A 25095-nucleotide genomic window follows, 5' to 3' on the forward strand; every position below is an offset into this window, starting at 1 on the left:
CCCCGGCAAGCCTCGCAAGGGAATCGGTGACATCAATTGTTGCCGATGACCGGGCGGGGAGGGCCGGGGCCTCGTCTTGACTGGGTGCAAGATCCTCTTTAGACTTTTGTACCCTTAAATTTGGTGAGGCTCCGTCTCGCCAATTTTTGGCTTTCTTGCAAGACAATAGCGTCGCAAGACAATCAGTGGAGCTAGTAGATGGCAACTATCAACCAGCTGGTACGTCAGCCGCGTAAGCGTACCGTCGAGAAATCCGACGTACCTGCGCTGCAGAACTGCCCGCAGCGTCGTGGCGTGTGCACCCGCGTGTACACCACCACGCCGAAAAAACCAAACTCGGCACTGCGTAAAGTATGCCGTGTGCGTCTGACCAACGGTTTCGAGGTTTCCTCGTACATCGGTGGTGAAGGCCACAACCTGCAAGAGCACAGCGTCGTCCTGATCCGTGGCGGCCGTGTAAAAGACTTGCCAGGTGTTCGTTACCACACCGTTCGCGGCTCTCTGGATACTTCGGGCGTTAAAGGCCGTAACCAGGGTCGTTCGAAGTACGGTACCAAGCGTCCGAAGTAATCGGCCGTTTGCAGACATCCATTTATTTGAGTCGATAAGAGTAAGGTCGGGCAGGGGTCGAAAGACCTGGTCCCGGGCTAACCTGAAGACCGTTTGAGGGCTTATCATGCCAAGACGTCGTGTAGCAGCAAAACGTGAGATCCTTGACGATCCGAAGTACGGATCCCAGATTCTCGCCAAGTTCATGAACCACGTGATGGAAAGCGGCAAGAAGGCCGTAGCCGAGCGCATCGTTTACGGTGCCCTGGATACCGTCAAAGCACGCAAGAACAGCGACCCCCTGGAAATCTTCGAGAAAGCTCTCGACGCCATCGCTCCGCTGGTCGAAGTTAAGTCCCGCCGTGTTGGCGGTGCCACTTACCAGGTTCCGGTTGAAGTTCGTCCGTCCCGTCGTAACGCTCTGGCAATGCGCTGGCTCGTAGACTACGCCCGCAAGCGCGGCGAGAAGTCGATGGCCCTGCGCCTGGCCGGCGAACTGCTGGATGCTGCTGAAGGCAAGGGTGCTGCAGTCAAGAAGCGTGAAGACGTGCACCGTATGGCCGAGGCCAACAAAGCGTTCTCGCACTACCGCTTCTAATTCAAGCATCAATCATTTTGCGAGGGCTTTATGGCTCGTACTACAGCAATTAACCGCTACCGTAACATCGGTATCTGCGCCCACGTTGACGCGGGCAAGACTACCACTACCGAGCGGATCCTGTTCTACACAGGTCTGAGCCACAAAATGGGCGAGGTGCACGACGGCGCCGCGACCACCGACTGGATGGTGCAGGAGCAGGAGCGCGGTATCACCATTACCTCCGCTGCCGTTACCACCTTCTGGAAAGGTTCCCGTGGTCAGTACGACAACTACCGCGTAAACGTCATCGATACCCCCGGCCACGTTGACTTCACCATTGAAGTAGAGCGTTCGCTGCGCGTACTCGACGGCGCGGTTGTTGTGTTCTGCGGTACCTCCGGCGTTGAGCCGCAGTCCGAAACCGTATGGCGTCAGGCCAACAAGTACGGCGTTCCACGTGTTGTCTACGTGAACAAGATGGACCGTGCTGGTGCCAACTTCCTGCGCGTTGTCGGTCAGATCAAGAACCGCCTGGGTCACACCCCGGTTCCGGTTCAGCTGGCTATCGGTGCAGAAGATGACTTCCAGGGTCAGGTCGACCTGATCAAGATGAAAGCCATCTACTGGAACGAAGACGACAAGGGCACCACCTACCGCGAAGAAGAAATTCCAGCGGACATGGTCGAACTGGCTAACGAATGGCGCAACAACATGGTTGAAGCCGCCGCCGAAGCCAGCGAAGAGCTGATGAACAAGTACCTTGAAGAAGGTGAGCTGACCGTCGAAGAAATCAAGGCAGGCCTGCGCGCGCGCACCCTGGCCAGCGAGATCGTTCCGGCTGTCTGCGGTTCGTCGTTCAAGAACAAGGGCGTTCCCCTGGTTCTCGACGCCGTTATCGACTTCCTGCCTGCTCCGACCGAAATTCCTGCGATCAAGGGTATCCACCCTGATCTGGCCGAAGTGCCGAAGGATGAAGTTACCCCAGAGCAGTACGACGAGCGTCATGCTGACGACGATGAGCCGTTCTCGGCTCTGGCGTTCAAGATTGCCACCGACCCGTTCGTTGGTACTCTGACCTTCGTTCGCGTTTACTCGGGCTTCCTGACCTCCGGTGACTCCGTCATCAACTCGGTCAAGGGCAAGAAAGAGCGCGTTGGTCGTATGGTGCAGATGCACGCCAACCAGCGTGAAGAGATCAAGGAAGTGCGTGCGGGCGATATCGCCGCTCTGATCGGCATGAAGGACGTCACCACTGGTGACACCCTGTGCAACGCCGACAAGCCGATCATCCTCGAGCGTATGGACTTCCCGGAGCCTGTGATTTCGCTCTCCGTAGAGCCGAAAACCAAGGCTGACCAGGAGAAGATGGGTATCGCACTGGGCAAGCTGGCCCAGGAAGACCCGTCGTTCCGCGTCAAGACCGACGAAGAAACTGGTCAGACCATCATCTCCGGTATGGGTGAGCTGCACCTGGACATCCTCGTTGACCGCATGAAGCGCGAGTTCAACGTCGAAGCCAACATCGGCAAGCCGCAGGTTTCGTACCGCGAGAAGATCACCAAGTCCAACGTCGAGATCGAAGGCAAGTTCGTTCGTCAGTCGGGCGGTCGTGGTCAGTTCGGTCACTGCTGGATCCGTTTCTCGGAGCCGGATCAGGACGACAAGGGCAACATCACCGAAGGTCTGGTGTTTGCCAACGAAGTCGTTGGTGGTGTGATTCCTAAGGAATACATCCCTGCGATCCAGAAGGGTATCGAAGAGCAGATGAAGAACGGCGTTGTTGCCGGCTATCCTCTGATCGGCCTGAAGGCCGCGGTATTCGACGGTTCGTACCACGACGTCGACTCCAACGAAATGGCGTTCAAGATCGCCGCTTCGATGGCAACCAAGCAACTGGCCCAGAAGGGCGGTGGCGTGGTTCTCGAGCCGATCATGAAGGTCGAAGTTGTAACCCCGGAAGACTACCTGGGTGACGTGATGGGTGACCTGAACCGTCGTCGTGGTCTGGTCCAGGGTATGGATGAATCGGTCTCTGGCCGTGTCGTCCGCGCTGAAGTTCCGCTCGGAGAGATGTTCGGTTACGCAACCGACGTTCGTTCCATGTCTCAGGGTCGCGCAAGCTACTCCATGGAATTCTCCAAATACGCCGAAGCTCCGTCGAACATCGTCGAAGCACTCGTTAAAAAACAAGGCTAATCCCCTTTAGGCAAGAGGTTCACTGTCGTGGCTAAAGAAAAATTTGATCGTTCCCTTCCCCACGTTAACGTCGGCACCATCGGCCACGTTGACCACGGTAAGACCACTCTGACCGCAGCTCTGACTCGCGTCTGCTCCGAAGTTTTCGGTTCGGCAGTCGTTGAGTTCGACAAGATCGACTCGGCTCCGGAAGAAAAAGCGCGCGGTATCACCATCAACACCGCTCACGTCGAGTACAACTCGAACATTCGTCACTACGCTCACGTTGACTGCCCAGGTCACGCTGACTACGTGAAGAACATGATCACCGGTGCTGCCCAGATGGACGGCGCGATCCTGGTTTGCTCGGCCGCCGATGGTCCGATGCCACAAACCCGTGAGCACATCCTGCTGTCCCGTCAGGTAGGCGTACCTTACATCGTGGTCTTCCTGAACAAGGCTGACCTGGTAGACGACGCCGAGCTGCTGGAACTGGTCGAGATGGAAGTTCGCGACCTGCTGTCCACCTACGACTTCCCAGGCGACGACACCCCGATCATCATCGGTTCGGCTCGTATGGCCCTGGAAGGCAAAGACGACAACGAAATGGGTACTACCGCTGTCAAGAAGCTGGTAGAAACTCTGGATGCCTACATCCCTGAGCCAGTTCGTGCCGTTGACCAGCCGTTCCTGATGCCGATCGAAGACGTATTCTCGATCTCGGGTCGTGGTACCGTTGTTACCGGTCGTATCGAGCGTGGTATCGTCCGCGTTCAGGATCCGCTGGAAATCGTTGGTCTGCGTGACACCACCACCACCACCTGCACCGGTGTTGAGATGTTCCGCAAGCTGCTGGACGAAGGCCGTGCTGGCGAGAACTGCGGCGTTCTGCTGCGTGGTACCAAGCGTGACGACGTTGAGCGTGGCCAGGTTCTGGTCAAGCCAGGTTCGGTCAAGCCGCACACCAAGTTCACCGCAGAAGTCTACGTTCTGTCGAAGGAAGAAGGCGGTCGTCACACTCCGTTCTTCAAAGGCTACCGTCCTCAGTTCTACTTCCGTACCACTGACGTGACCGGTAACTGCGAACTGCCGGAAGGCGTTGAAATGGTAATGCCAGGTGACAACATTCAGATGACTGTTACCCTGATCAAGACCATCGCAATGGAAGACGGTCTGCGCTTCGCTATCCGTGAAGGCGGTCGTACCGTCGGCGCCGGCGTTGTGGCAAAAATCATCGAGTAATCACTCGACCGATTGAAAAAACCCCCGCTCAGCGGGGGTTTTTTTTATTGGGTTGACACTAAATGGGGGCGTCTATAGAATCACGCCTCCTTTTAGCGGGCGTAGTGCGTCCGTTGGGAACAGCCTGGAGTCTGAAATCCAATGCAAAATCAGCAAATCCGTATCAGGTTGAAGGCTTTCGACCATCGCCTGATCGACCAATCCACCCAGGAAATCGTGGAAACCGCGAAACGTACTGGTGCACAAGTGCGTGGTCCAATTCCACTGCCTACCCGCAAAGAGCGTTTCACCGTTCTGGTTTCCCCGCACGTCAACAAAGACGCGCGTGACCAGTACGAGATCCGCACTCATAAGCGTGTTCTGGACATCGTCCAGCCAACGGATAAAACCGTTGATGCGCTGATGAAGCTTGATCTGGCGGCAGGTGTGGAAGTACAGATCAGCCTCGGCTAAGACTTCGGTCTGGTCGTGTAACGCTCTGAAATGGGCGGCCATAGCGGGTGAAAGCCCCGTACACTCATGAGGTTTACAACATGACTATTGGTGTAATCGGTCGCAAGTGCGGTATGACCCGCATTTTCACCGAAGAAGGTGTCTCCATTCCGGTCACGGTCATCGAGATCGAGCCGAATCGCGTCACCCAGTTCAAAACTGAAGAAACCGATGGCTACCGTGCAGTGCAAGTCACTGTCGGCGAGCGTCGTGCTTCGCGCGTGACTGCCGCTCAGGCAGGCCACTTCGCCAAGGCCAACGTTGCCGCTGGTCGCGGTGTCTGGGAGTTCCGTCTTGAAGAAGGCGATTTCCAGGCTGGCGATCTGATCAAAGCTGAACTCTTCACTGCAGGCCAGCTGGTAGACGTTACTGGTCAGTCCAAAGGTAAAGGCTTCGCCGGTACCATCAAGCGCTGGAACTTCCGTGGCCAGGACAACACCCACGGTAACTCCGTGTCGCACCGTGTCCCAGGTTCCATCGGCCAGTGCCAGACTCCTGGTCGTGTGTTCAAGGGCAAGAAAATGTCCGGTCACATGGGCGCCGAGCGCGTGACTGTTCAGTCCCTGGAAGTAGTTCGCGTAGACGCTGAACGCAACCTGCTGCTGGTCAAGGGTGCCGTTCCAGGCGCTACTGGCGGCGACGTGGTTGTACGTCCAGCTGTCAAGGCTCGCGGTTAAGGGGAAACTGACATGCAACTCAATGTAAATGACGCTCAGGCGATCGAAGTTTCCGAACTGACTTTCGGTGGCGAATTCAACGAGACGCTGGTACACCAAGCAGTCGTGGCCTACATGGCCGGCGGCCGTCAGGGCACCAAGCAGCAGAAGACCCGTTCCGACGTGGCTGGTGGCGGTAAGCGCCCATGGCGTCAGAAGGGTACTGGCCGTGCTCGTGCTGGTACCACTCGTGGTCCGATCTGGCGTGGCGGTGGTGTAACCTTCGCAGCTCGCCCTCAAGATCACTCGCAGAAGCTCAACAAGAAGATGTACCGCGCAGCCCTGCGCTCCATCCTCGCTGAGCTGGTGCGTAGCGACCGTCTGGTCGTGGTTCAGGACTTCGCTGTTGAAGCACCGAAAACCAAAGATCTGCTGAACAAGCTGAACGGCATGGGTCTGAACGACGTACTGATCGTTTCCGACGCTGTTGATCAGAACCTGTACCTGGCTGCTCGCAACCTGCCGCACGTCGATGTACGTGACGTACAAGGTTCCGACCCGGTCAGTCTGATCGCATACGAGAAAGTGTTGATCACTGTCTCGGCCGTGAAGAAATTCGAGGAGCTGCTGGGATGAACCAGGAACGCGTATTCAAAGTCCTCCTTGGCCCGCACGTTTCCGAGAAGGCTACCGTTCTGGCTGAGAAAAAAGGCCAGTTCGTATTCAAGGTTGCTACCGATGCAACCAAGCTGGAAATCAAGAAAGCTGTCGAAGGCCTGTTCAACGTAAAAGTTGAAAACGTGTCGACTGTTAACGTTCTGGGTAAAACCAAGCGTACCGCACGTGGTCTGGGCAAGCGTAATGACTGGAAGAAGGCGATCGTCTCCCTTCAGCCAGGCCAAGATCTCGATTTCAGCAGCAGTGCTGAGTAAGGAAGGGGTGCATCATGGCAATCGTTAAATGCAAACCGACTTCCCCTGGCCGCCGTTTCGTGGTCAAGGTGGTCAACCAGGAGCTGCACAAAGGCGCTCCTCACGCACCGCTGATCGAGAAAAAATCGAAGTCTGGTGGTCGTAACAACAATGGCCGCATCACCACTCGTCACGTTGGTGGTGGTCATAAGCAGCATTACCGTCTGGTCGACTTCCGTCGCAACGACAAAGATGGCATCCCAGCCACTGTCGAGCGTATCGAATACGACCCGAACCGTACTGCTCACATCGCCCTGCTGTGCTACGCAGACGGTGAGCGTCGCTACATCATCGCCCCTAAAGGCGTGAGCGCTGGTGACCAGCTGATCGCAGGTGCCCTGGCCCCAATCAAGGCCGGTAACTCCCTGCAGCTGCGCAATATCCCAGTAGGTAGCACCATTCACGGCATCGAACTGAAGCCGGGTAAAGGTGCTCAGATCGCTCGTTCCGCTGGTGCTTCGGCTCAGCTGATCGCTCGTGAAGGCGTCTACGTGACTCTGCGTCTGCGTTCCGGTGAGATGCGTAAAGTACTGGCTGAGTGCCGTGCGACCCTGGGCGAAGTCTCGAACTCCGAGCACAGCCTGCGTTCGCTGGGTAAAGCTGGTGCCAAACGCTGGCGCGGCGTTCGCCCAACCGTTCGTGGTGTTGCCATGAACCCGGTTGACCACCCACATGGTGGTGGTGAAGGTCGTACCTCCGGTGGTCGTCATCCGGTATCGCCATGGGGCTTCCCAACCAAGGGTGCGAAGACCCGTGGTAATAAGCGTACCGACAACATGATCGTCCGTCGTCGCAAGTAACTAGAGGGATACGACAGTGCCACGTTCTCTGAAAAAAGGTCCTTTTATCGATCTTCACCTGCTGAAGAAGGTCGAAGTGGCGGTGGAGAAGAACGATCGCAAGCCAGTTAAAACCTGGTCGCGCCGTTCGATGATCCTGCCACAAATGGTCGGTCTGACCATCGCGGTACACAACGGTCGTCAACATGTCCCAGTTCTGGTGAACGAAGACATGGTCGGCCACAAACTGGGCGAGTTCGCCGGTACCCGCACCTATCGCGGGCACGTGGCTGACAAGAAAGCCAAGCGTTAAGGGGTAAGGAAATGGAAGTAGCCGCTAAGTTGTCGGGCGCTCGCATCTCCGCCCAGAAAGCCCGCTTGGTCGCCGACCAGATCCGCGGGAAGAAGGTGGGCGAAGCGCTCAACCTGTTGGCCTTCAGCAGCAAAAAAGCCGCTGAAATCATGAAGAAAGTCCTCGAGTCGGCCGTTGCCAACGCCGAACACAACGAAGGCGCAGACGTTGATGACCTGAAGGTCTCCACCGTCTTCGTCAACGAAGGGCGTTCGCTGAAGCGCATCATGCCACGTGCCAAAGGCCGTGCTGATCGCATCGTCAAGCGGTCTTGCCATATCACTGTCAAGGTTGCGGACAAGTAACGGAGTCGATCAGATGGGTCAGAAAGTACATCCCACTGGCATTCGCCTGGGAATCGTCAAGGAGCACACCTCCGTCTGGTACGCAGACGGTGCTACTTACGCAGATTACCTGTTGAAGGATCTGAAAACGCGTGAGTACCTCCAAGACAAACTAAAAAGCGCGTCCGTAAGCCGTATCGATATTCATCGTCCGGCTCAAACTGCACGCATCACCATCCACACCGCTCGTCCCGGTATCGTTATCGGTAAGAAAGGTGAAGATGTCGAGAAGCTGCGTCAGGACCTGACCAAGCAGATGGGTGTGCCTGTGCACATCAACATCGAAGAGATCCGCAAGCCGGAACTCGACGCTATGCTGGTTGCGCAGAGCGTAGCTCAGCAGCTGGAACGCCGCGTAATGTTCCGTCGCGCCATGAAGCGCGCCGTACAGAACGCCATGCGTATTGGTGCCAAGGGCATCAAGATCCAGGTGAGCGGTCGTCTCGGCGGTGCTGAGATTGCTCGTACCGAGTGGTATCGCGAAGGTCGTGTGCCTCTGCACACCCTGCGTGCCGATATCGACTACAACACCTACGAAGCTCACACCACTTACGGTGTGATCGGTGTGAAGGTTTGGATCTTCAAAGGCGAAGTTATTGGTGGTCGCCAAGAAGAACTGAAACCACAAGCACCAGCGCCTCGTAAAAAAGCTGCTAAGTAAGGGGTACGCCAAATGTTGCAACCAAAGCGTACAAAATTCCGCAAGCAGATGACTGGCCACAACCGTGGTCTGGCACTGCGCGGTAGCAAAGTCAGCTTCGGCGAATTCGCCCTGAAAGCTGTTGCTCGCGGTCGCCTCACCGCTCGCCAGATCGAGTCCGCACGTCGTGCGCTGACCCGTCACGTAAAACGTGGCGGTAAGATCTGGATCCGTGTGTTCCCGGACAAGCCGATCTCCAAGAAGCCTCTCGAGGTTCGTATGGGTAAAGGTAAGGGTTCCGTGGAATACTGGGTTGCCCAGATTCAGCCAGGCAAAGTCCTGTATGAAATCGAGGGTGTTTCTGAAGAGCTGGCGCGCGAAGCTTTCGCCCTGGCTGCTGCAAAGCTGCCTCTCGCCACCTCCTTTGTTAAGCGGACGGTGATGTGATGAAAGCGAATGAACTTCGTGAAAAATCGGCACAGCAACTGAATGAGCAACTGCTCGGCTTGCTGCGCGACCAGTTCAATCTGCGTATGCAGAAAGCAACTGGCCAGTTGGGGCAGTCGCACCTGCTCTCGCAAGTTAAGCGTGACATCGCTCGCGTGAAAACTGTGCTCAACCAGCAGGCAGGTAAGTGATCATGGCTGAAGCTGAAAAAACCGTCCGTACGCTGACTGGCCGTGTCGTCAGCGACAAAATGGACAAGACCATCACCGTTCTGATCGAGCGTCGCGTAAAGCACCCGATCTACGGTAAATACGTTAAGCGTTCGACTAAGCTGCACGCGCACGACGAAGCCAACCAGTGCAAGATCGGCGACAAGGTTTCCATCCGTGAAACCCGTCCGCTGGCCAAGACCAAGTCCTGGGCACTGGTTGAAGTCCTCGAACGCGCTGTTGAAGTCTAAGGGCTAGGGGTCGGAGAAATTTTATGATTCAGACTCAATCCATGCTCGATGTGGCCGATAACAGCGGCGCTCGTCGCGTCATGTGCATCAAGGTGCTCGGCGGTTCGCACCGCCGTTACGCCGGCATCGGTGACATCATCAAGGTAACCGTCAAGGAAGCAATTCCGCGCGGTAAGGTCAAGAAAGGCCAAGTGATGACTGCTGTTGTCGTGCGCACCCGTCACGGTGTTCGTCGCGCTGACGGTTCCATCATTCGTTTCGACGGCAACGCTGCTGTTCTGCTGAACAACAAGCAAGAGCCGATCGGCACTCGCATCTTCGGGCCAGTGACCCGTGAACTTCGTACTGAGAAGTTCATGAAGATCGTCTCGCTCGCCCCTGAAGTGCTGTAAGGAGATCCGACATGCAAAAGATTCGTCGTGACGACGAGATCATCGTGATCGCCGGCAAAGACAAAGGTAAGCGCGGTAAGGTGCTGAAGGTTCTGGCTGACAACCGTCTGGTTGTTGGTGGTGTGAACCTGGTCAAGCGTCATACCAAGCCTAACCCGATGGCGGGCGTACAGGGCGGTATCGTCGAAAAAGAAGCGCCTCTGCACGCTTCCAACGTTGCCATCTTCAACGGCGAAACCAACAAGGCTGACCGCGTTGGTTTCAAAGTAGAAGACGGTAAAAAAATTCGTGTCTTCAAGTCGACCCAAAAAGCGGTTGATGCTTGAACACTGCTAGGTAGAAGACCATGGCACGACTGAAAGAGATTTACCGGAACGAAATCGCTCCTAAGCTTAAGGAAGAACTTAAGCTGTCGAACGTGATGGAAGTTCCGCGCGTTACCAAGATCACCCTGAACATGGGTCTGGGCGAAGCGATCGGCGACAAGAAAGTCATCGAGCACGCTGTTGCCGACCTGGAAAAGATCACTGGTCAAAAGCCGGTTGTGACTTTCGCTCGTAAATCCATCGCGGGCTTCAAAGTCCGTGAAGGCTGGCCGATCGGTGTCAAGGTGACCCTGCGTCGCGACAAGATGTACGAATTCCTGGACCGCCTGCTGGCGATCTCCCTGCCTCGGGTTCGCGACTTCCGCGGCCTGAATGCCAAGTCCTTCGACGGCCGTGGCAACTACAGCATGGGCGTGAAAGAGCAGATCATCTTCCCGGAAATCGACTACGACAAGATCGATGCTCTGCGCGGTTTGGACATCACCCTGACCACCACTGCTCGTTCGGACGACGAAGGCCGCGCTCTGCTGCGTGCTTTCAAGTTCCCGTTCCGCAACTGATTGGAGTAGGAAAATGGCCAAGAAGAGCATGAAAAACCGCGAGCTGAAGCGTCAGCTCACGGTAGCCAAGTACGCCAAAAAGCGTGCCGAGCTGAAAGCGACCATCGTCAACCTGAACGCCTCTCCTGAAGAGCGTTTCGCTGCCGTTGTCGCCCTGCAGAAGCAGCCACGTGATGCCAGCGCTTCGCGTCTGCGCAACCGTTGCCGCCTGACCGGTCGTCCTCACGGTGTATACCGTAAGTTCGGCCTGGGCCGTAACATGCTGCGTCAAGCTGCAATGCGCGGTGACGTACCAGGTCTGGTCAAGGCCTCCTGGTAATCGCTGCAGGCTGGATCCCGGCGGAAGGGGAGCAATCTTCCGACCGCCGGTGACCTCGCCAACAAACAAGCCCCTATATGGGGCTTGTTTCGTTTCTACCTTGTGTCTAGAATGACCGGCTCACCTGAGCCTGGGTTTTTTGCCCTGTCCGCTCGGGTGGTTGTGATAGCCGCAAGGCTAATAATTCTTGTATCAGGAGCATCTAGCCCATGAGTATGCAGGACCCGTTAGCGGACATGCTAACTCGCATCCGTAATGCCCAGATGGCTGAAAAGTCCGTCGTAAGCATGCCTTCCTCCACCCTGAAGGTCGCGGTTGCCAAAGTTCTGAAAGACGAAGGTTACATCGCCGGCTACCAGGTAACTGGTGAGGCCAAGCCTTCCCTGTCGATCGAACTGAAGTACTTCGAAGGCCGTCCGGTCATCGAGGAGCTGAAGCGCTCCAGCCGTCCAGGCCTGCGCCAGTACAAGTCCGTCGCAGAACTGCCGAAAGTACGTGGCGGTCTGGGCGTGTCTATCGTCTCCACCAACAAAGGTGTGATGACTGATCGCGCTGCGCGCGCTGCCGGTGTCGGCGGCGAAGTTCTGTGCACAGTGTTCTAAGGGGAGATAGGCATGTCTCGCGTCGCTAAGAACCCCGTTAAGCTGCCAGCAGGCGTCGAAGTCAAATTCGCCGGCCAGCAGCTTTCGGTGAAGGGTGCCAAAGGCACTCTCGAACTGAACGTTCACTCGTCTGTTGAAGTTACCGAAGAGTCTGGCGAGCTGCGTTTCGTCGCTCGTAACGGTGACCAGCAAGCTCGCGCCATGGCCGGTACCACCCGCGCTCTGGTGAACAACATGGTCCAGGGCGTAAGCCAAGGCTTCGAGCGCAAGCTCCAGCTGGTCGGTGTTGGTTACAAGGCACAGGCCAAGGGCACCGTCCTGAACCTGGCCCTGGGCTTCTCGCACCCAGTGGACTACGAACTGCCAGCCGGTATCACCGCTGAAACCCCAAGCCAGACCGACATCCTGATCAAGGGTATCGACAAGCAGCTGGTGGGTCAGGTGGCCGCTGAAATCCGCGACTTCCGTCCGCCAGAGCCTTACAAAGGCAAGGGTGTGCGTTACGCGGACGAAGTAGTCCGTCGTAAAGAAGCCAAGAAGAAGTAGGGCCTAGCAAATGACCGACAAAAAAGTTACTCGACTGCGTCGCGCTCGCAAAGCACGTCTCAAGATGCACGAACTCGAAGTCGTGCGCCTGTGCGTGTTCCGCTCCTCGCAGCACATCTACGCCCAGGTCATTTCGGCCGACGGCAGCAAGGTTCTGGCAAGCGCCTCGACCTTGGACAAAGAACTGCGTGATGGCGCCACTGGCAACATCGACGCGGCCACTAAGGTTGGCAAGCTGGTAGCTGAGCGTGCGAAAGCCGCCGGTGTATCTCAAGTTGCCTTTGACCGTTCCGGCTTCAAGTACCACGGCCGCGTCAAAGCGCTGGCTGATGCTGCTCGTGAAGGCGGGCTGGAGTTCTAAGTTATGGCAAATAACGATCAAAAGCGCGACGAAGGCTACATCGAGAAGCTGGTTCAAGTTAACCGCGTTGCCAAAACCGTAAAAGGCGGCCGTATCTTCACCTTCACCGCGCTGACCGTGGTAGGTGATGGTAAAGGCCGTGTTGGCTTCGGCCGTGGCAAGTCGCGCGAAGTACCTGCCGCGATCCAGAAAGCCATGGAAGCTGCTCGCCGCAACATGATCCAGGTTGACCTGAAGGGCACCACCCTGCAGTACGCCACCAAGGCTGCCCACGGCGCCTCGAAGGTTTACATGCAGCCTGCCTCGGAAGGTACCGGTATCATCGCCGGTGGCGCAATGCGTGCTGTCCTGGAAGTTGCTGGTGTTCAGAACGTTCTGGCCAAGTGCTACGGTTCGACCAACCCAGTGAACGTGGTTTACGCCACCTTCAAGGGTCTGAAAGCCATGCAATCTCCTGAATCCATTGCTGCCAAGCGCGGCAAGAGCGTCGAGGAGATCTTCTGATCATGGCAACCGTAAAAGTAACGCTGATCAAGAGCGTCTCGGGCCGTCTGCCTAACCACAAGCTGTGCGTTAAGGGCCTGGGTCTGCGTCGCATCGGTCACACTGTAGAAGTCCAGGATACTCCCGAAAACCGCGGGATGATCAACAAGGCTTACTACATGCTGAAGGTCGAGGGTTAATCGATGAAACTCAATGATCTGAGTCCAGCGCCGGGTTCCCGTCGCGAGAAGCATCGTCCAGGTCGTGGTATCGGTAGCGGTCTGGGTAAGACCGGCGGCCGTGGCCACAAAGGTCAGACTTCCCGTTCGGGTGGTTCGATCGCTCCTGGCTTCGAAGGCGGTCAACAGCCGCTGCACCGTCGTCTGCCGAAGTTCGGCTTCGTTTCCCTGAAAGCCATGGACCGCGCCGAAGTGCGTCTGTCCGAGCTGGCCAAGGTGGAAGGCGACGTGATCTCCGTGCAATCCCTGAAGGATGCCAACGTGATCGGCCAGAACGTACAGCGCGTGAAAATCATGCTGTCTGGCGAAGTCACTCGCGCAGTCACCATCAAGGGTATCGCAGCCACCAAGGGTGCGCGTGCGGCTATCGAAGCAGCTGGCGGCAAGTTCGAGGAATAAATGGCTAAGCAAGGTGCTCTCTCTTCGCTCGGTAAGGGCGGGATGTCGGAACTCTGGGCTCGTCTGCGCTTTCTGTTCATGGCGATCATCGTCTATCGGATAGGTGCGCATATCCCGGTTCCTGGCATCAATCCAGACCGTCTGGCGGATCTGTTTCGGCAGAATGAGGGGACCATTCTTAGCTTGTTCAACATGTTTTCCGGTGGCGCGCTTGAGCGCATGAGCATCTTTGCACTGGGGATCATGCCGTACATCTCGGCATCGATCATCATGCAACTGATGACGGCGGTCAGCCCGCAACTGGAACAGTTGAAGAAGGAAGGTGAAGCTGGCCGTCGCAAGATCAGCCAGTACACCCGCTACGGCACCGTTATCCTGGCACTGGTTCAAGCCATTGGCATGTCCATTGGCCTGGCCAACCAGGGCGTGGCGTTTTCTGTAGGCCTGGGCTTCCATGTCGTTGCCGTCTCCACCTTCGTGGCAGGCGCGATGTTCATGATGTGGCTGGGCGAGCAGATCACCGAGCGCGGTGTGGGCAACGGTATCTCGATGTTGATCTTCGCGGGTATCGTTGCCGGTCTTCCGAGAGCAATCGGGCAGTCTTTCGAGTCTGCGCGCACAGGCGATATCAACATTTTCGCCCTGGTCGCTATCGGTTTGCTGGCAGTAGCGATTATCGGTTTTGTGGTGTTCATTGAGCGTGGTCAGCGTCGTATCGCCGTTCACTACGCCAAGCGTCAGCAGGGCCGCAAGGTCTTCGCTGCGCAGACCAGCCACTTGCCGCTGAAGGTGAACATGGCGGGGGTTATCCCGGCCATTTTCGCGAGCAGCATTCTGCTGTTCCCGGCTTCGCTGGGTGCCTGGTTCGGTCAGTCCGAAGGTATGGGCTGGCTGCAGGACATCTCGCAGTCGATCGCTCCTGGTCAGCCGTTGAACATTCTGCTGTTTAGTGCAGGGATCATTTTCTTCTGCTTCTTCTACACAGCGCTGATGTTCAACCCGAAAGACGTAGCGGAAAACCTGAAGAAGTCCGGTGCCTTTATTCCGGGTATCCGTCCTGGTGAGCAGTCGGCACGCTACATTGATGGCGTTCTGACCCGTCTGACCATGTTCGGTGCTCTTTACATGATGGCCGTCTGCCTTCTGCCCCAGTTCCTGGTGGTGGCAGCAAATGTGCCGTTCTACCTTGGCGGGACCTCGTTGCTGATTGTGGTAGTGGTTGTGATGGACTTCATGTCCCAAGTACAATCGCACCTCGTTTCGCACCAGTACGAATCCCTGATGAAGAAAGCCAACCTGAAAGGCTACGGTGGCAGCGGTCTGCTGCGCTGATACGCCCCTAAGGTTCGAGGAGTCGGTAATGAAAGTTCGTGCATCGGTGAAAAAGCTGTGCCGTAACTGCAAGATCATCCGTCGCGAAGGCGTCGTACGAGTGATCTGCAGCGCGGAACCGCGTCACAAACAGCGCCAAGGCTGAGTGTGATCTGCGCTTCAAACCCAGCAGCTAGTGTGCTGCTGGGTTGATTATTCGTTTCTACAGCGATATTATCTCGCGCCCTATTTCTTGGCTTCCGGGGCGTAGGTAGCTGTCAATTGGAGTCCCACTGAATGGCCCGTATTGCAGGCGTCAACATTCCAGATAACAAGCATGCTGTTATCTCGCTGACCTACATCTATGGTGTCGGTCGCACTACTGCACAGAAGATCTGTGCAGACGCTGGTGTAAACCCAGCCGCTAAGATCAAGGATCTGAGCGACGAGCAAATCGAAACCCTGCGTGGCGAAGTCGCGAAGTTCACCACCGAAGGTGACCTGCGTCGTGACATCAACATGAAGATCAAGCGCTTGATGGACCTGGGTTGCTACCGCGGCCTGCGTCATCGTAAAGGTCTGCCGGTTCGCGGTCAGCGCACCAAGACCAACGCACGCACCCGTAAGGGCCCGCGTAAGCCGATCCGCAAGTAATCGCCCAGGAATATAGACATGGCAAAACCTGCTGCTCGTCCTCGTAAGAAAGTCAAAAAGACAGTGGTTGATGGCATCGCCCACATCCATGCCTCTTTCAACAACACCATCGTGACCATCACCGACCGTCAGGGCAACGCTTTGTCCTGGGCGACCTCCGGTGGTTCGGGTTTCCGTGGTTCGCGCAAATCCACCCCGTTCGCAGCCCAGATCGCTGCTGAGCGTGCTGGTCAAGCTGCGCTGGAATACGGTCTGAAGAACCTCGACGTAAACGTCAAGGGTCCAGGTCCAGGTCGTGAGTCCGCCGTTCGTGCACTGAACAGCTGCGGCTACAAGATCGCCAGCATCACCGACGTGACGCCAATCCCGCACAACGGGTGCCGTCCGCCGAAGAAGCGTCGCGTGTAATCAGGAGACAGATAAATGGCACGTTACATTGGTCCAAAATGCAAACTGTCTCGTCGTGAAGGCACTGACCTGTTCCTGAAGAGCGGCGTTCGCGCTCTGGAATCGAAGTGCAACATCGAAGCAGCCCCAGGTATCCACGGCCAGCGCCGTGGCCGTCAGTCCGACTACGGTACCCAGCTGCGCGAGAAGCAAAAAGTTCGTCGTATCTACGGTGTTCTGGAGCGTCAGTTCCGCGGTTACTACCAGGCTGCAGCCTCGAAAAAAGGCGCAACCGGTGAGAACCTGCTGCAACTGCTCGAGTGCCGTCTGGATAACGTCGTCTACCGTATGGGCTTCGGCTCGACTCGTTCCGAGTCCCGTCAGCTGGTTTCGCACAAAGCGATCAGCGTCAACGGTAAGACTGTAAACATTCCATCCTACCAAGTTCGTCCGGGTGACGTGGTCGCGGTTCGCGAGAAGTCGCTGAACCAGCTGCGCATTGTTCAAGCCCTTGAACTGTGCGCCCAGCGTGGCCGCGTTGAGTGGGTTGACGTGGATGCTGCTAAAAAGTCGGGCGTTTTCAAGAACGTTCCTGCTCGCAGTGACCTGTCTGCCGACATCAACGAGAACCTGATTGTCGAGCTCTACTCCAAGTAAGGGCTAGAAAATAGGTGCATCCATGCAGATTTCGGTAAATGAGTTCCTGACTCCCCGCCACATTGATGTGCAGGTAGTCAGTCCGACCCGCGCCAAGATTACGCTCGAACCTCTCGAGCGTGGTTTCGGCCATACCCTGGGCAACGCGCTGCGCCGCATCCTGTTGTCCTCCATGCCTGGCTGTGCAGTAGTCGAGGCCGAGATCGACGGCGTACTCCACGAGTACTCCGCGATCGAAGGTGTTCAGGAAGACGTCATTGAAATCCTGTTGAACCTGAAAGGCCTGGCTATCAAACTGCACGGTCGTGACGAAGTTACGCTGACCTTGTCGAAAAAGGGTTCGGGGGTGGTTACCGCTGCCGATATTCAGCTGGATCACGATGTCGAGATCGTCAACCCCGATCACGTAATCGCGAACCTGGCGTCGAACGGCGCCCTGAACATGAAGCTCACTGTAGCTCGTGGTCGTGGTTACGAGCCGGCCGACTCCCGTCAAACCGACGAAGACGAAAGCCGTAGCATTGGCCGTCTGCAGTTGGACGCTTCGTTCAGCCCGGTGCGTCGTATCGCCTATGTGGTCGAGAACGCCCGTGTTGAACAGCGTACCAACCTGGACAAGCTGGTCATTGATCTGGAAACCAACGGCACCCTGGATCCTGAAGAGGCTATCCGCCGCGCTGCGACCATCCTGCAACAGCAGCTGGCCGCGTTCGTCGACCTCAAAGGTGACAGCGAGCCTGTCGTAGTCGAGCAGGAAGACGAGATCGATCCGATCCTGCTGCGTCCGGTTGACGACCTGGAACTGACTGTACGTTCGGCCAACTGCCTCAAGGCGGAGAACATCTACTACATCGGCGACCTGATTCAGCGTACCGAAGTAGAGCTGTTGAAGACTCCTAACCTGGGCAAGAAGTCCCTGACTGAAATCAAGGACGTCCTGGCCTCTCGTGGTCTGTCTCTCGGCATGCGCCTCGACAACTGGCCGCCTGCAAGTCTTAAGAAAGACGACAAGGCGACCGCCTGATCGTCGTAATCACCGAACGTAGTGTTTGGTAAGGAATGAATCATGCGTCATCGTAAAAGTGGACGTCACCTGAGCCGTACCAGCTCTCACCGCAAGGCTATGTTCCAGAACATGGCAGTGTCGCTGATCGAGCACGAGCTGATCAAAACCACCCTGCCGAAAGCCAAGGAACTGCGCCGCGTTGCCGAGCCGCTGATCACCCTGGCCAAGGAAGACAGCGTAGCTAACCGCCGTCTGGCCTTCGATCGTACCCGTTCGAAGTCCGCTGTTGGCAAGCTGTTCAACGACCTGGGCAAGCGTTACGCCACCCGTCAGGGCGGCTACCTGCGCATCCTGAAGTGCGGTTTCCGCGCTGGCGACAACGCTCCTATGGCGTACGTCGAGCTGGTTGATCGTCCGGTCGGCGGTGCTGTAGAAGCTGCTGAGTAAGACGTTCTGTCTGCTACAAAGAACCGGGCCTAGTGCCCGGTTTTTTGTTTCAACATGTATTGTTTATTTCTATTGATTCAAGTCATGTAATGCATTTGTTCTTGTAACCTTGCTCGTCAATACTCTCTCCAGAGCCGATTAGCCGGCGCTTGAAGACCGATAAGGAGAGCCCATGAGCAAGATTCTCACCACCGCCAGCGGTGCACCTGTAGCAGACAACCAGAATTCCCGTTCCGCCGGCCCGCGCGGCCCGCTGCTGCTCGACGACTTCCACCTGATCGAGAAGCTCGCTCACTTCAACCGCGAGAACATTCCTGAGCGCCGCGTACACGCAAAAGGCTCGGGAGCTTACGGCACCTTTACCGTCACCCGCGATATCACCGATTACACCAGTGCCAAGTTGTTTGAACAGGTTGGCAAGCAGACCGAAACCTTCCTGCGCTTCTCGACCGTTGGTGGTGAGCGTGGCTCCGCTGATACCGAGCGCGATCCCCGTGGTTTTGCCGTCAAGTTCTACACCGAGGAAGGCAACTGGGACATCGTCGGCAACAACACGCCGGTGTTCTTCATCCGCGACCCACTGAAGTTCCCGGACTTTATCCACACCCAGAAGCGTCACCCACAATCCAACCTGAAGAACGCTCAGATGATGTGGGACTTCTGGTCACACTCTCCCGAGGCGCTGCATCAGGTCACCATTCTGTTCTCCGATCGCGGCATTCCGGACGGCTACCGCCACATGCACGGCTTCGGTAGCCATACCTATAGCCTGATCAATGCCAAGGGTGAACGCACCTGGGTCAAATGGCACTTCAAGACCCAGCAAGGCATCAAGAACCTCGCACCGGCAGATGCCGCGCGCCTGGCAGGTACTGACCCGGACTACGCCCAGCGCGACCTGTTCGAAGCCATCGAGCGGGGCGATTACCCACGCTGGACCGTATGCATCCAGGTGATGAGCGAAGCCGAGGCTGCCAGCCGCGACGAAAACCCCTTCGACGTGACCAAGACCTGGTCGCAGAAGGACTACCCGCTGATTGAAGTGGGCGTGCTGGAGCTCAACCGTAACCCGCTCAACTACTTTGCCGAGGTCGAGCAGGCTGCGTTTGGCCCGAGCAACATGGTGCCGGGTGTTGGCCTGTCGCCGGACCGCATGCTGCAAGGGCGGGTATTCGCCTACGCCGACGCGCACCGCTACCGGGTGGGCACCAACCATCAGCAACTGCCGGTGAACGCACCACGTTGCCCTGTTCACAGCTACCAGCGTGATGGTTCCATGGCCACTGCCACTTATGGCAGCGCGCCGAACTATGAGCCCAACAGCTACAGCGATGCACCGAAGCAGTCACCAGCCCACGCCGAGCCTGCACTTGCCCTGAATGGTTCGGCAGACCGCTACGACCACCGCGAGGACACCGACTACTACAGCCACGCCGGCGCGCTGTTCCGCCTGATGAACGATGAGCAGAAAGCCCTGCTGATAAACAACATTGCCGGCACCATGGCAGGCGTCAGCGAAGACGTGATCCAGCGTCAGCTGCAATACTTCTTCAAGGCCGATCCGGCCTATGGCGAAGGGGTTGCCAAGGCCTTGGGCATCAATCTCGCCTAAGTCGAAGTGATAAGAAGAACCGCCCTCATTTGGGCGGTTTTTCAATGAATATCACTACTGTTTAACCGATTTTTTGCTTCTAATTGCGCGGTTTTCAGTGACCGCAGGCAAAAGCTGGTTCACACTATATGGCATAGACGTTTTCACATGGAGAAGCAGGGCGATGCAAGGTCACCCGGACGTAATCAACTACCTCGTTACGCTGCTGAAGGGCGAACTGGCGGCTCGCGACCAGTACTTCATTCATTCGCGTATGTACGAAGACTGGGGCCTGTCCAAGCTCTACGAGCGCATCAACCACGAAATGGAAGAAGAGACGCAGCACGCCGATGCCCTGATGCGTCGCATCCTCATGCTCGAAGGCACCCCTGACATGCGCGCGGATGACCTGGAAGTGGGCAGTACCGTGCCGGAAATGATCGAGGCCGACCTCAAGCTCGAGTACAAGGTACGCGGCGCGCTGTGCAAAGGCATCGAACTGTGCGAATTGCACAAGGACTACATCAGCCGCGACATCCTGCGCGCTCAGTTGGCTGATACCGAAGAAGATCACACCTACTGGCTTGAGAAGCAGCAAGGGCTGATCAAGGCCATTGGCCTCGAGAATTACCTGCAGTCGCAGATGTAAAAGGCTGGGGCTGCTCTGCAGCCATATCGCGACACAAGGCCGCTCCCACAGGGAAATGCATTCCTCCTGTGGAGCGGCCTTTTGTCGCGAAATGGGCGCAAAGCGCCCCCCGAGGCCTTACGCCCGATCCCGCTCCAGCAACGGTTTCAGGTAGTGCCCGGTATACGACTGCTTCATCGTACTCAGTTCTTCCGGCGTACCGCAGGCAATGATCTGCCCGCCTTTCGAACCACCCTCCGGCCCCAGATCCACCAGCCAATCCGCGGTCTTGATCACATCCAGGTTGTGTTCGATCACCACCACGGTATTACCGTGGTCGCGCAGGCGATGCAGCACGTCCAGCAACTGCTGGATATCGGCAAAGTGCAGGCCCGTGGTCGGCTCGTCGAGGATGTACAGTGTCTTGCCGGTGTCACGCTTGGACAGTTCGCGCGACAGCTTCACTCGCTGTGCCTCACCGCCCGACAGCGTGGTCGCCGACTGGCCCAGCTTGATGTACGACAGCCCCACATCCATCAACGTCTGCAGCTTGCGCGCCAGCGCCGGCACTGCGTCGAAGAACTCGCGGGCATCCTCGATGGTCATTTCCAGCACCTCGTGGATGTTCTTGCCCTTGTACTTGATCTCCAGGGTTTCGCGGTTGTAGCGCTTGCTCTTGCACACGTCGCACGGCACGTAGATATCCGGCAGGAAGTGCATCTCCACCTTGATCAGGCCATCGCCCTGGCAGGCCTCGCAACGGCCTCCCTTGACGTTGAACGAGAAACGCCCCGGACCATAGCCGCGCGAACGCGATTCCGGCACACCGGAGAACAGCTCGCGGATCGGCGTGAAGATGCCGGTGTAGGTCGCCGGGTTCGAGCGAGGGGTGCGGCCGATCGGGCTCTGGTCGATGTCCACTACCTTGTCCAGGTGCTGCAGGCCATCCATGCTGGCATGCGGCGCCGCTTCCAGGCTGCTTGAGCCATTCAGGGCGGTCGCGGCCAGTGGGAACAGGGTGTTGTTGATCAGTGTCGACTTGCCCGAACCCGACACCCCGGTCACGCAGGTCAGCAGGCCGATCGGGATTTCAAGGTCGACGTTTTGCAGGTTGTTGCCACGCGCGCCCTTGAGCTTGAGTTGCAGCTTCTTGTTGCGCGGCGTGCGCTTGGCCGGCACTACGATCTTCTTGCGCCCTGACAGGTACTTGCCGGTCAGCGAGTCGGGGTGCTCCATGACCTCCTGCGGCGACCCCTCGGCGACGATCTGACCGCCGTGCACGCCCGCCCCAGGGCCGATGTCCACAACGTAGTCGGCCAGGCGGATGGCGTCCTCGTCGTGTTCCACCACGATCACCGTGTTGCCCAGGTCGCGCAGGTGGTTGAGGGTGGCCAGCAGGCGGTCATTGTCACGCTGATGAAGGCCGATGGACGGCTCATCGAGGATGTACATCACTCCCACCAGGCCAGCACCGATCTGGCTGGCCAGGCGGATACGCTGCGCTTCGCCACCGGACAGGGTATCGGCGCTGCGGTCCAGGGTGAGATAGTCGAGACCGACGTTCACCAGGAACTGCAGGCGCTCGCAGATTTCCTTGAGGATCTTCGCCGCAATCTCGCCACGGCGTCCGGTCAGAGTCAGCTCGCCGAAGTAGTTGCTGGCTTCACCGATCGGCAGGTTGGTCACTGCCGGTAGCGTTTTTTCGCCCACCCACACATGCCTTGCCTCACGGCGCAGGCGGGTGCCGCGGCAATCGGGGCACGGCTGGGTGCCGAGGAACTTGGCCAGTTCTTCGCGCACGGTGGCCGACTCGGTTTCGCGGTAGCGACGCTCCAGGTTCGGCACGATGCCTTCGAACGGGTGCGAGCGCTTGACGATGTCGCCACGGTCGTTGAGGTACTTGAAGTCGACGCTCTGCTTGCCGCTGCCCTGCAGGATCACCTTCTGGTGCTCGGCCGAAAGCTGGCCGAATGGTTCCTCCAGGCTGAAGCCGTAATGCGCGGCCAGCGAGCCGAGCATCTGGAAGTAGTACACGTTGCGCCGGTCCCAGCCGCGGATCGCGCCTTCGGCCAAGGTGAGCTCGGCATTGACCAGGCGCTTGGTGTCGAAGAACTGCTTCACCCCCAGGCCATCGCAGGTCGGGCAGGCGCCGGCGGGGTTGTTGAAGGAGAACAGCTTCGGCTCCAGCTCGCTGATGGCATGACCACAGACCGGGCAGGCGAAACGCGCGGAGAAGATCGTCTCTTCGCCGGGCTCGTCATCCATCGGCGCGACCAGGGCTATGCCGTCGGCCAGCTTGAGCGCGGTCTCGAACGACTCGGCCAGGCGCTGTTGCAGGTCGGCGCGGACCTTGAAACGGTCCACCACCACATCGATGCTGTGTTTTTTCTGCTTGTCCAGCTTGGGCAGTTCGTCGAGTTCGTAGAGCTTGCCGTTTACCCGGGCGCGCACGAAGCCCTGGGCGCGCAGCTCGTCGAACACCGCCAGGTGCTCGCCCTTGCGCTCGCGCACCACCGGCGCCAGCAGCATCAGCTTGCTGCCTTCCGGTCGCTCCAGCACCAGGTCGACCATCTGGCTGATCGTTTGCGCTTCCAGCGGGATATCGTGATCCGGGCAGCGTGGGGTACCCACGCGAGCGTACAGCAGGCGCAGATAGTCGTAGATTTCGGTGATGGTGCCGACCGTGGAGCGGGGGTTGTGCGAGGTCGACTTCTGCTCGATGGAAATGGCCGGCGACAGGCCTTCGATGGTGTCGACGTCGGGCTTTTCCATCATCGACAGGAACTGCCGGGCGTAGGCCGACAGCGATTCCACATAGCGGCGCTGGCCTTCGGCGTACAGAGTGTCGAACGCCAGGGACGACTTGCCGGAACCGGATAGGCCGGTGATCACGATCAGCTTGTCCCGGGGCAGGGTCAGGTCGATGTTCTTCAGGTTGTGGGTACGTGCCCCACGAATCAGGATCTTGTCCACTGCGGCCTCGCTCGGCGGGCATAAACAAGGAAGTATACGGCGCGCTGCCAGTACGCGGCAAAGCGTCGCGTAGATGCCGTCAAGCTGTCGGACTGATAGAATCGCCGCCGGTTCACACGAGGTTAATCCATGCACGACACCCACAACGAGCGTATGAGTGGCGGCGAAACCCGCGCCGCTGGCGGCCTGGCCCTGGTCTTTGCCTTTCGTATGCTGGGCATGTTCATGGTCTTGCCGGTGCTGGCCACCTACGGCATGGACCTGGCCGGTGCCACGCCTGCGCTGATCGGCCTGGCCATTGGTGCCTATGGCCTGACCCAGGCCGTATTGCAGATCCCGTTCGGGATGATTTCCGATCGCATCGGCCGCCGGCCTGTGATTTACCTGGGGCTGGTCATCTTTGCCCTGGGCAGTTTATTGGCGGCCCAGGCCGACTCCATCTGGGGTGTGATTGCCGGGCGTATCCTGCAGGGTGCCGGGGCGATTTCCGCTGCGGTCATGGCGCTGCTGTCCGACCTCACCCGCGAGCAGCATCGGACCAAGGCCATGGCCATGATCGGCATGAGCATCGGCCTTTCGTTTGCTGTCGCCATGGTCGTCGGCCCATTGCTGACTCGTGCCTTTGGCTTGTCAGGATTGTTCCTCGCCACGGCAGGACTTGCCCTGGTCGGCATCCTGCTGATCGCCGTTGTGGTGCCCAATACCCACAGCATCCTGCAGCACCGTGAGTCGGGTGTGGCGCGCCAGGCCATCGGCCCGACCCTGCGCCATCCGGACCTTCTGCGCCTGGATGTGGGCATCTTCATCCTCCACGCCATCCTCATGGCCAGCTTCGTCGCATTGCCACTGGCCTTTGTCGAGCGCGGCGGCCTGCCGAAGGAGCAGCACTGGTGGGTATACCTGACCGCGTTGTTCATCTCATTTTTTGCAATGGTCCCGTTCATCATCTATGGCGAAAAAAAGCGCAAGATGAAACGCGTGCTGGCCGGGGCGGTCAGTGTGTTGCTGCTGGTGGAGGTGTTCTTCTGGCAGTGGGCTGACGGTTTGCGCGGACTGGTGATCGGCACCGTGGTATTCTTTACTGCATTCAACCTGCTGGAGGCATCGCTGCCTTCACTGGTGAGCAAGGTGTCGCCTGCAGGTGGCAAGGGGACGGCAATGGGGGTCTACTCCACCAGCCAGTTCCTCGGCGCTGCCCTGGGAGGAATCCTCGGTGGCTGGTTGTTCCAGCACGGCGGGCTGAACATGGTGTTCCTCGGTTGTGCGGTACTGTGTGCCATCTGGTTGGTCGTCGCCTTGCGCATGAACGAGCCGCCCTATGTGACCAGCCTGCGCATGCCGCTGACGCCAGAGGCAGTCCGGGAAGCCGGCCTGACCGAGCGCCTGATGGCTGTACCGGGTGTGACCGACGCCGTCGTGGTGGCGGAAGAAGCCGCCATCTATATCAAACTGGATACGAAAATTTTGGACCGTACGACCCTCGAGCGCCTGGTGAACCCGGCCTCTTCGGCGTGCGAAGCCTAGGAG

At 57.9% G+C, this 25095-nt stretch carries 36 protein-coding genes; 35 read left to right on the forward strand and 1 reads right to left on the reverse strand.

The features are described 5' to 3' along the window. The first annotated feature begins 198 nt into the window (after window positions 1–198). From rpsL to bfr, 34 genes are all read left to right on the forward strand, one after another. A complete protein-coding gene (rpsL, locus tag M1D87_RS02440) occupies window positions 199–570 on the forward strand; it encodes a 30S ribosomal protein S12 (RefSeq protein ID WP_003257088.1) in 372 nt (123 codons plus the stop codon). A 106-nt stretch (window positions 571–676) separates the two neighbouring features. Further along, window positions 677–1147 carry a 30S ribosomal protein S7 gene (gene rpsG / locus M1D87_RS02445; protein ID WP_003246741.1) on the forward strand — a complete coding sequence of 157 codons (471 nt, stop codon included), beginning with the start codon at window positions 677–679 and terminating at the stop codon, window positions 1145–1147. 30 nt (window positions 1148–1177) lie between these two features. Continuing rightward, the gene (gene fusA / locus M1D87_RS02450; protein ID WP_123085789.1) at window positions 1178–3325 is read left to right on the forward strand and encodes an elongation factor G; all 2148 of its coding nucleotides are present in this window, start codon (window positions 1178–1180) and stop codon (window positions 3323–3325) included. Between the two features lie 27 nt (window positions 3326–3352). Then, window positions 3353–4546 (forward strand): elongation factor Tu, encoded by a 1194-nt coding sequence (gene tuf / locus M1D87_RS02455; protein ID WP_013970626.1) that lies wholly within the window; start codon window positions 3353–3355, stop codon window positions 4544–4546. Window positions 4547–4687: 141 nt separating this feature from the next. Beyond that, entirely contained in the window at window positions 4688–4999 is a 312-nt protein-coding gene (rpsJ, locus tag M1D87_RS02460) for a 30S ribosomal protein S10 (protein ID WP_003186070.1), read from the forward strand. Window positions 5000–5079: 80 nt separating this feature from the next. After that, window positions 5080–5715: a 50S ribosomal protein L3 gene (gene rplC / locus M1D87_RS02465; RefSeq protein ID WP_003257089.1), complete on the forward strand. Its 636-nt coding sequence runs from the start codon at window positions 5080–5082 to the stop codon at window positions 5713–5715. 12 nt (window positions 5716–5727) lie between these two features. Continuing rightward, the gene (gene rplD / locus M1D87_RS02470; protein ID WP_008089819.1) at window positions 5728–6330 is read left to right on the forward strand and encodes a 50S ribosomal protein L4; all 603 of its coding nucleotides are present in this window, start codon (window positions 5728–5730) and stop codon (window positions 6328–6330) included. Beyond that, the gene (rplW, locus tag M1D87_RS02475) at window positions 6327–6626 is read left to right on the forward strand and encodes a 50S ribosomal protein L23 (protein ID WP_003255484.1); all 300 of its coding nucleotides are present in this window, start codon (window positions 6327–6329) and stop codon (window positions 6624–6626) included. The genes rplD and rplW overlap by 4 nt, the downstream gene beginning before the upstream one ends. Window positions 6627–6640: 14 nt before the next feature. Continuing rightward, entirely contained in the window at window positions 6641–7465 is an 825-nt protein-coding gene (gene rplB / locus M1D87_RS02480) for a 50S ribosomal protein L2 (protein WP_015268750.1), read from the forward strand. Window positions 7466–7481: 16 nt separating this feature from the next. Further along, window positions 7482–7757 (forward strand): 30S ribosomal protein S19, encoded by a 276-nt coding sequence (gene rpsS / locus M1D87_RS02485; RefSeq protein WP_003255482.1) that lies wholly within the window; start codon window positions 7482–7484, stop codon window positions 7755–7757. 11 nt (window positions 7758–7768) lie between these two features. Next, the gene (rplV, locus tag M1D87_RS02490) at window positions 7769–8101 is read left to right on the forward strand and encodes a 50S ribosomal protein L22 (protein WP_003103908.1); all 333 of its coding nucleotides are present in this window, start codon (window positions 7769–7771) and stop codon (window positions 8099–8101) included. Between the two features lie 13 nt (window positions 8102–8114). Further along, on the forward strand, window positions 8115–8801 hold the full coding sequence (gene rpsC, locus M1D87_RS02495) for a 30S ribosomal protein S3 (protein WP_003255481.1): 687 nt from the start codon (window positions 8115–8117) through the stop codon (window positions 8799–8801). 12 nt (window positions 8802–8813) lie between these two features. Further along, complete coding sequence (gene rplP, locus M1D87_RS02500) at window positions 8814–9227, forward strand: 50S ribosomal protein L16 (protein WP_003255479.1); 414 nt, start codon at window positions 8814–8816, stop codon at window positions 9225–9227. Continuing rightward, window positions 9227–9418: a 50S ribosomal protein L29 gene (rpmC, locus tag M1D87_RS02505; RefSeq protein WP_002555481.1), complete on the forward strand. Its 192-nt coding sequence runs from the start codon at window positions 9227–9229 to the stop codon at window positions 9416–9418. The genes rplP and rpmC overlap by 1 nt, the downstream gene beginning before the upstream one ends. 2 nt (window positions 9419–9420) lie before the next feature. Beyond that, the gene (rpsQ, locus tag M1D87_RS02510) at window positions 9421–9687 is read left to right on the forward strand and encodes a 30S ribosomal protein S17 (RefSeq protein ID WP_003255478.1); all 267 of its coding nucleotides are present in this window, start codon (window positions 9421–9423) and stop codon (window positions 9685–9687) included. 23 nt (window positions 9688–9710) lie between these two features. Next, complete coding sequence (rplN, locus tag M1D87_RS02515; protein ID WP_002555479.1) at window positions 9711–10079, forward strand: 50S ribosomal protein L14; 369 nt, start codon at window positions 9711–9713, stop codon at window positions 10077–10079. Between the two features lie 11 nt (window positions 10080–10090). Further along, on the forward strand, window positions 10091–10405 hold the full coding sequence (gene rplX, locus M1D87_RS02520) for a 50S ribosomal protein L24 (protein ID WP_013970637.1): 315 nt from the start codon (window positions 10091–10093) through the stop codon (window positions 10403–10405). A gap of 20 nt (window positions 10406–10425) precedes the next feature. Further along, entirely contained in the window at window positions 10426–10965 is a 540-nt protein-coding gene (rplE, locus tag M1D87_RS02525) for a 50S ribosomal protein L5 (protein ID WP_003257095.1), read from the forward strand. 13 nt (window positions 10966–10978) lie between these two features. Beyond that, on the forward strand, window positions 10979–11284 hold the full coding sequence (rpsN, locus tag M1D87_RS02530; RefSeq protein ID WP_013970638.1) for a 30S ribosomal protein S14: 306 nt from the start codon (window positions 10979–10981) through the stop codon (window positions 11282–11284). Between the two features lie 209 nt (window positions 11285–11493). Continuing rightward, complete coding sequence (rpsH, locus tag M1D87_RS02535; RefSeq protein ID WP_009681971.1) at window positions 11494–11886, forward strand: 30S ribosomal protein S8; 393 nt, start codon at window positions 11494–11496, stop codon at window positions 11884–11886. A 12-nt stretch (window positions 11887–11898) separates the two neighbouring features. Further along, entirely contained in the window at window positions 11899–12432 is a 534-nt protein-coding gene (gene rplF / locus M1D87_RS02540; protein ID WP_009681972.1) for a 50S ribosomal protein L6, read from the forward strand. A gap of 10 nt (window positions 12433–12442) precedes the next feature. Continuing rightward, window positions 12443–12793, forward strand: coding sequence for a 50S ribosomal protein L18 (gene rplR, locus M1D87_RS02545; RefSeq protein ID WP_009397496.1), 351 nt, complete (start codon window positions 12443–12445; stop codon window positions 12791–12793). A gap of 3 nt (window positions 12794–12796) precedes the next feature. Further along, complete coding sequence (rpsE, locus tag M1D87_RS02550; RefSeq protein ID WP_003255465.1) at window positions 12797–13297, forward strand: 30S ribosomal protein S5; 501 nt, start codon at window positions 12797–12799, stop codon at window positions 13295–13297. Between the two features lie 2 nt (window positions 13298–13299). Then, window positions 13300–13476, forward strand: a complete 177-nt coding sequence (gene rpmD, locus M1D87_RS02555) for a 50S ribosomal protein L30 (protein WP_003255463.1) — start codon at window positions 13300–13302, stop codon at window positions 13474–13476. Between the two features lie 3 nt (window positions 13477–13479). Further along, window positions 13480–13914 carry a 50S ribosomal protein L15 gene (rplO, locus tag M1D87_RS02560; RefSeq protein ID WP_003257107.1) on the forward strand — a complete coding sequence of 145 codons (435 nt, stop codon included), beginning with the start codon at window positions 13480–13482 and terminating at the stop codon, window positions 13912–13914. Further along, window positions 13915–15246, forward strand: a complete 1332-nt coding sequence (secY, locus tag M1D87_RS02565) for a preprotein translocase subunit SecY (protein ID WP_003257108.1) — start codon at window positions 13915–13917, stop codon at window positions 15244–15246. It begins immediately after the preceding gene. 28 nt (window positions 15247–15274) lie between these two features. Beyond that, a complete protein-coding gene (gene rpmJ, locus M1D87_RS02570; RefSeq protein WP_002555468.1) occupies window positions 15275–15391 on the forward strand; it encodes a 50S ribosomal protein L36 in 117 nt (38 codons plus the stop codon). A gap of 131 nt (window positions 15392–15522) precedes the next feature. Beyond that, a complete protein-coding gene (rpsM, locus tag M1D87_RS02575) occupies window positions 15523–15879 on the forward strand; it encodes a 30S ribosomal protein S13 (protein ID WP_003257112.1) in 357 nt (118 codons plus the stop codon). 18 nt (window positions 15880–15897) lie between these two features. Then, the gene (gene rpsK, locus M1D87_RS02580) at window positions 15898–16287 is read left to right on the forward strand and encodes a 30S ribosomal protein S11 (RefSeq protein ID WP_003255454.1); all 390 of its coding nucleotides are present in this window, start codon (window positions 15898–15900) and stop codon (window positions 16285–16287) included. 15 nt (window positions 16288–16302) lie between these two features. Next, window positions 16303–16923, forward strand: a complete 621-nt coding sequence (gene rpsD / locus M1D87_RS02585; protein WP_003257114.1) for a 30S ribosomal protein S4 — start codon at window positions 16303–16305, stop codon at window positions 16921–16923. A gap of 22 nt (window positions 16924–16945) precedes the next feature. Continuing rightward, on the forward strand, window positions 16946–17947 hold the full coding sequence (locus tag M1D87_RS02590; RefSeq protein WP_003255452.1) for a DNA-directed RNA polymerase subunit alpha: 1002 nt from the start codon (window positions 16946–16948) through the stop codon (window positions 17945–17947). A 42-nt stretch (window positions 17948–17989) separates the two neighbouring features. Beyond that, window positions 17990–18376, forward strand: a complete 387-nt coding sequence (rplQ, locus tag M1D87_RS02595; protein ID WP_003255451.1) for a 50S ribosomal protein L17 — start codon at window positions 17990–17992, stop codon at window positions 18374–18376. A gap of 172 nt (window positions 18377–18548) precedes the next feature. Further along, on the forward strand, window positions 18549–19988 hold the full coding sequence (locus M1D87_RS02600; RefSeq protein WP_123085762.1) for a catalase: 1440 nt from the start codon (window positions 18549–18551) through the stop codon (window positions 19986–19988). Window positions 19989–20151: 163 nt separating this feature from the next. Further along, window positions 20152–20616, forward strand: a complete 465-nt coding sequence (gene bfr, locus M1D87_RS02605) for a bacterioferritin (RefSeq protein ID WP_003257116.1) — start codon at window positions 20152–20154, stop codon at window positions 20614–20616. A gap of 117 nt (window positions 20617–20733) precedes the next feature. On the opposite strand, the gene uvrA is transcribed toward bfr, so the two are convergent. Beyond that, complete coding sequence (gene uvrA, locus M1D87_RS02610; RefSeq protein ID WP_013970642.1) at window positions 20734–23568, reverse strand: excinuclease ABC subunit UvrA; 2835 nt, start codon at window positions 23566–23568, stop codon at window positions 20734–20736. 129 nt (window positions 23569–23697) lie between these two features. Between uvrA and M1D87_RS02615 the strand changes: the two genes are divergently transcribed. Further along, window positions 23698–25092, forward strand: a complete 1395-nt coding sequence (locus M1D87_RS02615) for an MFS transporter (protein ID WP_123085763.1) — start codon at window positions 23698–23700, stop codon at window positions 25090–25092. The last annotated feature ends 3 nt before the right edge of the window (window positions 25093–25095 follow it).

It is taken from the genome of Pseudomonas sp. SA233, from assembly GCF_054792385.1.